The organism is Candidatus Neomarinimicrobiota bacterium (genome assembly GCA_022567655.1).
Classification (GTDB): Bacteria; Fidelibacterota; SORT01; order SORT01; family SORT01; genus JADFGO01.
This window is the reverse complement of record JADFGO010000074.1, coordinates 1-10654: the sequence shown is the minus strand read 5'-3', so window position 1 is coordinate 10654 and position 10654 is coordinate 1. Positions and strand designations below refer to the sequence as shown.

The following is a 10654-nucleotide window of genomic DNA, read 5'->3' as shown; positions in this document are numbered from 1 at the left end:
GTCCGATAATCGCAGCGACTGCCATTCCTGTAGAGAGAACCGAATTGACAATATCCGACAGCGATTTAGGAAGAGCTGATGCAATCGCTTCTGCTCCGGGAGCAAAACCGAATGCAGATACTCCCTCAATATATGCGGGCATTGACAGACCCATAAACAGAGATAAGCCGGCTATCATAAGGTTACGGTCGCTCGAGAGGTCGGCACGTGCGAGTTGTTGAATGCCGACAGCGGAGATCAAACCGAAGAGGGCGCAGTAGAGACCGCCGACAATCGGTTCGGGAATAGTAGCCACAAGCGCTCCGAATTTACTGAAGAACCCGAGTATAAGCAAAAATCCGGCTCCGAGCATGACAACATGCCTCGACGCCACTTTGGTAATTCCTACGAGTCCTATGTTCTCCGAGTAAGAAGTGCTCGCAAAACCTCCGAGTATTCCCGTAATAAGGCATCCTAATCCTTCCGAACGAATACCTTTATTGAGCATCTCTTCTGTAGGGTCGCCTGCGCCTGACATATATGCTGCAGCATGATAATCGCCGAACGATTCTATCATGCTGGCGAGGTATCCGGCGAGAACGGCAAAGAAGAATCCGACGCTGAATTTCGGTAGTCCCCACGGAAAGAATATCGTATTAAGCGGTTTGAACCATGACGATGAGTAAACCACGCTCATGTCGATATATGCCGGATGACCCGGTTCAAAAACGCCGATAAAGGTGAAGAACGCCGCCGCGAAATAGCCTATCAGGATGGCGCTGAGGATAGGAAACAGTCTGAAAAACCTGCTCTTTTTCGAAAATACCTGGCTAAAGAGGACTATACCGATTATCACGGCTCCTGATATAGGCCAGTAGGTTCCTGCTTTCGGTGCGCCTACTTTAAAGAGCGAAAGACCGATGAGCATAATTACAGGACCTATCACAACGGGACTGATGAATCTTCGCAGTTTTCCGATGAGTTTAAACTGGCCGACGGCGATCTCGACTATCGCACCGAGAATTATCGCACCGGCTATATACTGCATGCTGAGATTTCCCGTTTTGGCGAATGCGATTATTGCGAAGAAGGGCGCTAAAAAACTGAATGATACGCCTTGAATTATCGGGAGTCTGCTGCCGATAGTTACTTGCAGAAAAGTCGCTACCCCCGAACAAAGCATCACGGAGCTGACGAGAATCGCAATCTCTGTTGGACTCATTCCCATCACCGGTCCGAGAAGAAGCGGAACGCTTACCGTCGCGCCGAACATTGTGAGAACATGCTGAAGAGCCAGCACGATCCTTTTTCCCATCGGGGGCTTATCTTCTATACCGTATATGATCCCCTTGGCGGGTCCTGTCATATTAACTCCAGTTTTGTTTATGGAAGTATTCTATTTTTTTATTAGAGAATAGGGACAATTCCCCGCTTTCAGCGGGATAAACATGAATTGTCCCTACAGAACTTTCGATAACTAATCGTTGAAGTCCCGTCAAATAACGCCCTCGATCGCTTCTCTACGTACGAAATTGCCGGCGCCGACTTTACCTTTGAACTCTCCGTCTTCCACTACGATACGTCCCGATGAAAACACTATCTCCGGCATCCCCTTGACTTCCATTCCCTCGTAGATATTATAATCGATATTCATGTGGTGGGTTTCGGCGCTGATCGTATGTTCTTTTTCAGGATCCCATATTACCAAGTCTGCGTCGCTGTTTTCCCGGATAACTCCCTTGCGGGGATACATGCCGAATGTTTTGGCAGGATTAGTGGAGGTGATCTCGACCCAACGCTCAAGTGAGAATTTTCCGCCGCCGACTCCATGATGATGCATTACCATCATACGGTCTTCAATGCCGGGCAGTCCGTTCGGTATGAGTGAAAAATCACCCTTGCCGAGGTCTTTTTGACCGACGTAATTGAACGTACAGTGGTCGGTGGATATACTTGCGAGGTCTCCGTTAATGAGTCCGTCCCAGAGAGCCTTCTGGTCTTCTTCCGTTCTAAGCGGGGGGGAGCAGACGTACTTCGCTCCCTCAAATCCGGGACGGGCAAGATCTTTCTCTGTTCTGAAAAGATACTGCACACAAGTTTCAGCCATTGCCTTGAGCCCCTTGGCTCGTGCGATTTTAATTTGTTCGAGCGCGGATGCACAGGTTAAGTGAACCACAAATAAAGGGGCGTCGGCAATCGCGGCAAGGTGAATAGCGCGGGAAGTGGCTTCCGCTTCCGCCCAATGAGGTCTCGACTTAGCATGATAAATCGGGTCTGTTTTCCCTTCGGCAAGCATTTGTTTTATCAGCACGTCTATTGCGTCTCCGTTCTCGGCATGGACGCATGTCAAAATCCCGTTATCACCTGCAATTTGCAGAGATTTAAACAATGTTTCGTCATCAACCTGGAGAACGTTTTTGTAAGCCATAAAGAGTTTGATGGTGCTTATGCCCGCATGAACAAGTGTCGGCAATTCCTCCATGACTGAATCGGTCATATCCGTTATAGCCATGTGAAAACCATAATCTACGCATGCTTTGCCTTCAGCTTTTCCGTGCCAGATGTCAATAGCCTCCGCGAGAGATTGACCTTTCCCCTGTATGATGAAATCTATATGACACGTCGTTCCGCCGTGTGCGGCTGCGATATGTCCCGTCTCGAAGTTGTCAGAGGAGACCGTCCCCCCGAACGGCATATCAAGGTGAGTGTGAACGTCTATACCCCCCGGAATAACATATTTCCCGCTGGCGTCAATTATGCGGTCTGCGTTATCTTCGATCGACTCACCGACTTTAACAATTATCTCATTGTCAATAAGAATGTCAGCATCCAAAGAGCCGTCAGCGTTGATCAGTTTAGCGTTTTTTATTAGAGTTGACATGGCGTTTCCTCACATTAAGATACTAATGAATCTCAATTCCATGTTTCTTCTGGAATTCGCGGAGTTCAGCCCATTCCAGCGGGTCGGAGAGTTCCTTTTCGAGCTCGCTCCAGGTTTTGGATTCTTTATAGTCCAATTCTACCATCTCAATGCATTCATGGACAGGACAGACCATCGCGCAGAGCCGGCATCCGATGCAATCGTCCTCGCGTATTTCGGGTTTAATTCCGCCGTCATATGGCTTCATATCAATGCACTGATGGGCTGCGTCCTCGCAAACTATATAGCATAAGTTGCATGAGATGCATTTATCCTTGTCGATGCGCGCTGTGGTTTTGTATAAGAGATTCAGCTGCCCGAAATCTGTAATCCGCTCGACAGATTTCCCGATTATCTCCGTGACCGATCCAATGCCCTTTTCATCGAGCCAGTTACTCATCCCATCTATCATGTCCTCAATTATCCGGAAACCGTAGTGCATTACCGCGGTGCATACTTGAACGTTTGTTGCCCCGAGGAGCATAAACTCTGCCGCGTCTCTCCATGTGGAGATTCCCCCGATACCGGAGATGGGGACGTTCACTTCTTCGTCTTTGCTTATAGCCGAGATCATATGCAGAGCAATCGGTTTAACGGCCGGTCCGGCAAAACCTCCGTGAGAGCCTTTTCCTCCAACAGAAGGCACAGGCTCGAATGTGTCGAGATCCACGCCGATTATACTGTTGATGGTGTTAATAAGGGAGAGGGAGTCAGCTTTGCCCTTGACGGCTGCCCTCGCTGATAGTGTTATATCTGTGACGTTTGGAGTGAGTTTCACTATTATAGGAATCGATGCTGTTTCGGTTACCCATTCGGTTATCATGGTGCAGTATTCAGGTACTTGTCCGACGGCAGCGCCCATACCTCTTTCGCTCATACCATGCGGACAGCCGTAATTGAGTTCGATTCCGTCGCAGCCTGTATCCTCTGTTTTTTTAACGATATCGTGCCATGTATCTCTGTCTGATTCGACCATCAATGAGGCGATAACAGCGCGGTCGGGCCACTCTTTTTTTACCTCCGCGATTTCCTTCAGGTTTACTTCAAGGTTTCTATCACTTATCAGCTCAATGTTATTGAGTCCAATCAACTTTTGTTCAGGACCGTCAAGTCCTCCGTAACGATTGTACGTGTTCATGACCGGAGCGCCGATAGTTTTCCAGACAGCGCCGCCCCATCCGGCTTCGAAAGCTTTGTTGACCTGATATCCCGAATTGGTCGGAGGCGCGGAGGCAAGCCAGAACGGGTTAGGTGATTTTATACCACAAAAATCTATACTGAGGTCAGCCATTATCTGTTCTCCTGAATACTATGTTAACCATGGTTCGACTCCCCGTCTGACATTAGTCCTGTCCGGTTTGCCGTCCAGACGGGCGGGCAGGCGCTCACCATGACGGATGCTTTTTCTTAAATTTAAAAAGAAATTATTATTAGTTTTTATTATTGATAACAATCTAATTATCAATTCTCAACACTCTTTGTCACCCTGAGCGGGGTCTATTCTGATCAGCCGTATACATACGCTTATTCTTTGTCACCCTGAGCGGAGTCGAAGGGTACCCTTCAAAATTCTTGTGACTGGACTTATTCAGGCACTCCGCGAAATCCCTTAGCTTTTCCCAATTCCCTTCAATGAGTGCCTCTTTCTTTTTCCTTGTCCACCGCTTAATACGTTTCTCCTGTTCTATGGCTGAAATTATATTATCAAACGGCTGACAGAAAACCAATTCAACAGGTTTTCGTGAAAAAGTGTAGGACGATTTATCTATTCCAATTTGATGTTCCATTAATCGTTTTTCAATATTATTTGTAATCCCTGTATAATAGGAGTCATCAGCACATTTAACTATATAGACATATGATGCAATCATCAGGTGCTAGATTCTAATAAATAAGTATCTATCTCATTAGCCGCAAGTTTTCCAGCCTGAACCGCGTCTACGACTTCTTTTGCACCGTGAACGACGTCGCCGCCGGCAAAAATGCGCGGATTTGAAGTCTTTCCTGTCAAAGGGTCGGCCGAGATCGTTCCATTAGATATATTGATTCCGGGTATCAAGCCGATAAACTCTTCATCGGCGGATTGACCAAGCGCCAGCAGCACCATGTCAGCCGGAATAGTGAACTCGGAGCCCTCTATCGGTATGGGGGTACGCCTGCCCGAATCATCAGTGTCACCGAGTTTCATTTTAACGCATTTAACCGCTTCGATTTCTGTTTCTCCCACAAATTCAACGGGGTTTGTCAACCACATATAGACAGCGCCGTCGGCTTTGGCGTGCTCGTATTCATGCTTAAATGCCGACATCTCTGCCTCCGAGCGTCTGTAAATGACTCTGACGTTCTCAGCGCCGAGTCGTTTTGCCGCCGTGGCTGCATCAACTGCCGTATTGCCCCCGCCTACAACGACAACGTGATTACCTACTTGAACTTCACCGGGTTTTTTTGATTTGTAATCTTTTACAAAGCTGATAGTGTCCTGAATACCTTTGAGGTTGCTGCCCGGGATTACCAAAGATTTAGTCTTTCCAAGCCCTATACCAATGAACAAAGCATCATGTTTATTGAGCAGATCATCGATGGATATGTCTGATCCGACTCTGACACCGAGTTGTATCTCAACACCGAGATCGCGGATCATCTCGACCTCTTTTAAGACGTCATCGAGTTTCAGTTTATAATCTGCAACACCCAGGGCATCCAAACCTCCGGGTACATCGCCCGCTTCATAAATTGTGGTTTTATGACCATTTATCGCCAGATATGACGCACAGGAAAGACTGGCTGGACCCGCTCCTATCAATCCGACTGATTTTCCCGTGGGTGAGGAAATATCGAACACATTTTTATTATTTTCTCTCCTCCATTCAGTAGCGTATCTTTGGAGTTGTCCAATTTTAATCGGCAGCTCGTCTTTATCATTCATTACACATGCACCTTCGCACAAAACTTCCACCGGACAAGCTCTCCCACAAGATTCGCCAAGGATATTTTCGGTAAGTATCGTTTTCGCTGAGCCTAAAATATTACCCGTCATGATCTTTTTTATAAATCCGGGCACATCGATATGGGTAGGGCATATATTTGTGCAGGGAGCATCGTAACAATAGAGACATCTACCCGCCTCAACTATGGCAGCAGCTTCGGACAAAGGAGGTTTGATATCAGCAAAGTTCGCTTCATATTTCTCAGCAGAGCTTTTTTCATCAAATGAAGCCATCAATCTTCCTTAAACTGTGTAAGATTTATAATAGGTAAGGTTTCAATTATTGAAAACATTACATTAAATCTATCTAAACATATCACTTACAATTGTTTAAATTCAACAATAATTCCAAAAAGAAACTTAAAAAGGAGGGCTTTTGATATTAATCGATATGTTGAAACGTAAATTACTTAATTACTTTCTATCAAGTTCGTAGCGAATGGCGGTGCCGATTTTGTCGAGCGAGTAAGGTTTTCTGATATATTTTCCCACACCGAGTTTCCGGGCTTCCTTGACCCTTCCGGTTTCGGCGTAGCCGCTGACAATAATTGCTCTCTGGTCCGGACGAAACTTTATTATCTCTTTGAATGTATCGAGTCCATCGAAGTCATCTTCAATGATCATATCGAGTACGATCAGATCAAAATTTTTCTTTTTTATTTTTTCAATAGCGGCATTGCCAGTATCAACGCTGTCAACTTTATACCCCAACGATGTGATAAGCCTTTCTGCTAATGTGCGTTGTTCACTTCCGTCGTCGACCACCAGAATATTTTCAGTTCCCCTGAGATTTTTATCAGGTGTTGTAAGATTCTCTTCTAAAAACGGGGAGGGTTGCAAATAGATAGAAAATTTAGTTCCAATCCCTTTTTCAGTCGAAACATCGACATAACCACCGTGGTCTTCCACTACCCCCAGGACTACAGATAACCCAAGACCGGAACCGCTGGCCCCCATTTCTTTCCTTGTATAAAAAGGTTCAAATATGCGGGTTAAATCCTCATTCGCGATTCCGTATCCGCTGTCCTCTACTTCAATGATTACATACTCACCTTCAGGAATTTCGTTCAAAAGTAAATATTGTTTCGGTATCGTTCTGATATAAGTTCTTATGCTGAGTGTTCCGCCATGGAGCATTGATTCGAAGGCATTTATTGTCAGGTTCATAATTGCCTTAGCCAAATGCGGTTCGGAGCCCCTAACAGCGCTTAAGTTTTCTTTGAGAGACAACTTAACTTTCACATCCGGATATTTCGATTTTTTGCTGTCGAAAACTGAAGAATTTACGTATTCTGTTATTAGTTTGTTGATATCCAGTACCTTCATTTCATACTTGCCTCTACGGGCAAGTGTCAGCAAATCTTGAACAACATCGGAGGCTCTTTCAGCGGATGCTTTAATCATCTCGATGTCACCTCTGATCGGACTGTTTTGGGGAAGAGTCGAAAGTATTAAATCGGGATAGCCAAGAATCGGTCCCAAGATGTTATTAAGATCGTGCGCAACTCCACCGGCAAGGATTCCGAGCGATTCCATTCGACGCGCTCTTTCGAGCTTTCTTTCAAGATTAAATTTTTCATTTTCGGATTTTTTTTGATCCGTAATATCCATCAAGACAGCCAGGAGATGGCTTGCTTTACCGTTTTCGTCTATAACAGGTCGTTTGATCGTATGGAAAATGTGTTTATTACCTTTAGGATCGATCAGAGTATTTTCAGGGCTATTTACTTCCTTGAGAGTGTCGAAAACGTCCTTGTCGTCTCGAAGGATCATCGCCTGTCCTTCTTCATCCAGATTGAAATCTCTGCTTGTTTTTCCGATAATATTTTTGATAGTAGTATTTAACAGATCTGCCATCGCCTTATTGGCGAGCGTAAACTTTCCTTCCCTGTCTTTGGCAAAGATGATGTTTGGGTTTATATCCAGAACCTGCCTGAGAAATTTTCTTTGTTCTTCTATCTTTTTCTGTGCGTTTATTTGTTCTGTAATATCTCTTCCATTGGAGACGAAATGAGTGATATTGCCATCTGCGTCTTTAAGCGGCAAGATGATTTTTTCTTCGTAATAGAGATCTCCGTTTTTCTTTTTATTTATAATCAAACCCCTGAACGTATCGCCGGCTAAGATAGTAGCCCACATCTTTTTATAGAATTCTTCAGGATGTTTGCCTGATTTAAGGATCCTAGGCGTTTTCCCCAGAATGTCCTGTTTATTGAAACCGGTCAGCCTTTCAAATTCGGGATTGATATATTGGATATTCCCTTCGCTGTCGGATATCAATATCATCTCCGACGCTTGTTCAATGGCGTTTGAAAATTTTTGAAGCTCTTCCTCCGCCTTTATCTTGCTCGATATATCCCTGATAATACCCTGATAACCTATCATCGTATCGTCTTGATTTCTTCTGACGTTGCTTGTCAATAAACAAAAGATCTCAGTCCCGTCCTTTTTCTTCAGCGATAACTTATAGTCTTTTACAGAGCCCTTATCTTCTATTTCAGTTCGGAAGTTTTTTCTGTCCAACGGGTTAAAATAAAGATCCTTGACGTTCATCGACATTAACTCTTTCTTGCTGAAACCAAACAGATTAAGCAGTGAATCATTCACATCCTCGAATTTACCGTCGGTGCTTGTTAGGTAGATAGCGTCATTCGATCCACGGAAAAATGTTTTATACTTTTCTTCACTTTCCTGGAGAGCTTCCTGAGCATGTTTTCCCACCGTAAGATCGCGGACTATGCTGATTACCTGGTTTACACCATTTCCTATCCTCATGATCGAAGTTGATATCTCAGCGGGAAAAATCTCACCGCTTTTTTTCTTGAGATTGCGTACCGTTCGAAGAAAATCATCTCCTCTTTTGATTCTTTCCGTGAGCTCCTCCCCTACATTGAGAAACTCCTCTTCGGTTGGATAGAAGAGTTGGGTGCTTTTGCCAAGGCACTCTTTAGGGCTATATCCGAAAATTCTTTCGACAGAATTATTTACATGCCGGATCACCCGATCAGGAATGCTTACGGTGAAAATTGCTTCCCCGATCGTATTATGAAGACGGTCAAGATAATATTTCTCTCGCTTAAGCAGTTCTTCAGCGGCTTTGCGTTTGCTGATATCTCTGACTATACTTATAACCTGATTGACTTTCCCTTCCTCTTTCATAAAAGAAGCAACAATTTCGGCGGGGAAAATTTCGCCGTTTTTTCTCTTCAAGCGAGTCTCTACTTGAAGCACTTCCTTATTTTGCTCGATCGCCTTTTTGAGTCGTACCCCAAATGATTTAAAATCTTTGACGCCCGGATAGAATAATTCTGTAGTCTTTCCTAAGCACTCCTCATACTCATATCCGAAAATCACTTCAAGAGAATTGTTCACATATTTTATTTTTCTGCTTGGCAGCTCAACTATGAAGACAGCTTCCGCCATAGTGTCAATGGAATGATTTGCGGTATCGGAAGGTTTATTTTTCATTACCATATAAACGGTCCGTAAGGAGTATGACATAAAAGTAAAACACAATTATAATTCAAATTCACGGATATGTTAATTTTCTGATTGTACGGAGTATTTAGAAAACGGAATTCCTTCTTGAACTTAGAACGCACAATATCTCCCATCCACTAAAGGCTGGTAATCGATCAGCGGAAAAAATTCTCAGGAAGCAACCAGCATCAACGGAAAAAATGTACAGCTGAACCTATCAATATGTCAAGATTTTAAAGAGTAATTCCCGTAATAATTCCTTAAAAATCTATGACCTTTCGAATAACTATCAATTAATATTATCCAAATAAAACAAAATCGTGATAATCAACTTTAATCGAATTAGCTATTTTTAGCTTGACATTAGGTTTGAATCTGTCAAATTAAACGCAGAACAAATGGGTAACAACGCATAGGAACTATCACAAAGCCACACAATCACATTTTTTGACGAATAAATCCTGTACTGACCACTATTAAATATCTTGACTTAAAAAACAATAATTTTATCTAAAAGTAAAAACCAAGGAGTAAAAGAAACATGGCAGAACGCGAAACAGGCACGGTAAAATGGTTCAACTCGCGAAAGGGCTTCGGCTTTATTGAGCGGGAAGGTGCGGATGATGTATTCGTCCATTACTCTGCAATTTCAGGAGACGGATTCCGGAACCTTGAAGAAGGCCAGAAAGTGGAATTCACCGTCACCGACGGAGATAAAGGACCACAAGCTGAGAATGTGACTCTCGGTCAAGAGTAGCATGGATTGATTTATCATAAATCTTTGACTGTGGATTAAGGTGCATGGTTTTTTGAAGCCATGCACTTTTTGTTGATGGAAGCAAATAAATTTTCGCAGCCGGAGGTATTGTCTTTGAAGCTCTCACAGGTAATGATTTCCGGACAGGAGCGCTGATTGCAGTTATTACTACCGGAAATAAAATCTCAATCGGAAAATTTCAGGTTAGTCGGCAGGATAATTTTAAAGGTCGTACCCTTTCCCACTTCACTCCTCACGGTTATCTCGCCCTCATGCTCCTTAATAATCTGAAAGCAAATTGACAGCCCCAATCCGGTCCCCACTCCCACGCCTTTAGTCGTATAACCGGGATCAAATATTTTATTCAAATCAGCTTCCGGGATACCGACTCCGGAATCGGTAAATTCGATATGGATTTTTTTTTGTTTGAGTTTAGTTTTTATTCGCAGTGTGCCCTTTAATGGCATTGCTTGGACGGCGTTTATGATCATATTAAGATAAACCTGATTTAGTTTCGCAGGGTAGCTGTTTA

General features: G+C 43.9%; 8 protein-coding genes. 1 reads left to right on the top strand and 7 read right to left on the bottom strand.

Annotation, left to right across the window (positions count from 1 at the left end):
- From IID12_07970 to IID12_07945, 6 genes are all read right to left on the bottom strand, one after another.
- The coding region (locus tag IID12_07970; protein ID MCH8289024.1) for a purine/pyrimidine permease at nucleotides 1-1345 on the bottom strand (1345 nt) is incomplete at its 3' end.
- A 129-nt stretch (nucleotides 1346-1474) separates the two neighbouring features.
- Complete coding sequence (hydA, locus tag IID12_07965; GenBank protein MCH8289023.1) at nucleotides 1475-2860, bottom strand: dihydropyrimidinase; 1386 nt, start codon at nucleotides 2858-2860, stop codon at nucleotides 1475-1477.
- A 22-nt stretch (nucleotides 2861-2882) separates the two neighbouring features.
- Nucleotides 2883-4190, bottom strand: a complete 1308-nt coding sequence (preA, locus tag IID12_07960; protein MCH8289022.1) for an NAD-dependent dihydropyrimidine dehydrogenase subunit PreA — start codon at nucleotides 4188-4190, stop codon at nucleotides 2883-2885.
- A 190-nt stretch (nucleotides 4191-4380) separates the two neighbouring features.
- On the bottom strand, nucleotides 4381-4770 hold the full coding sequence (locus IID12_07955) for a GIY-YIG nuclease family protein (protein ID MCH8289021.1): 390 nt from the start codon (nucleotides 4768-4770) through the stop codon (nucleotides 4381-4383).
- On the bottom strand, nucleotides 4770-6119 hold the full coding sequence (locus IID12_07950) for an NAD(P)-dependent oxidoreductase (protein MCH8289020.1): 1350 nt from the start codon (nucleotides 6117-6119) through the stop codon (nucleotides 4770-4772). The genes IID12_07955 and IID12_07950 overlap by 1 nt, the downstream gene beginning before the upstream one ends.
- Before the next feature lie 180 nt (nucleotides 6120-6299).
- Complete coding sequence (locus tag IID12_07945) at nucleotides 6300-9353, bottom strand: PAS domain S-box protein (GenBank protein MCH8289019.1); 3054 nt, start codon at nucleotides 9351-9353, stop codon at nucleotides 6300-6302.
- Between the two features lie 553 nt (nucleotides 9354-9906).
- On the opposite strand from IID12_07945, the gene IID12_07940 reads away from it, so the two are divergent.
- Nucleotides 9907-10122 (top strand): cold shock domain-containing protein, encoded by a 216-nt coding sequence (locus IID12_07940; GenBank protein MCH8289018.1) that lies wholly within the window; start codon nucleotides 9907-9909, stop codon nucleotides 10120-10122.
- Nucleotides 10123-10307: 185 nt separating this feature from the next.
- On the opposite strand, the gene IID12_07935 is transcribed toward IID12_07940, so the two are convergent.
- Nucleotides 10308-10654 (bottom strand): hypothetical protein (locus IID12_07935; GenBank protein MCH8289017.1); only part of this gene is annotated, 347 nt, incomplete at its 5' end.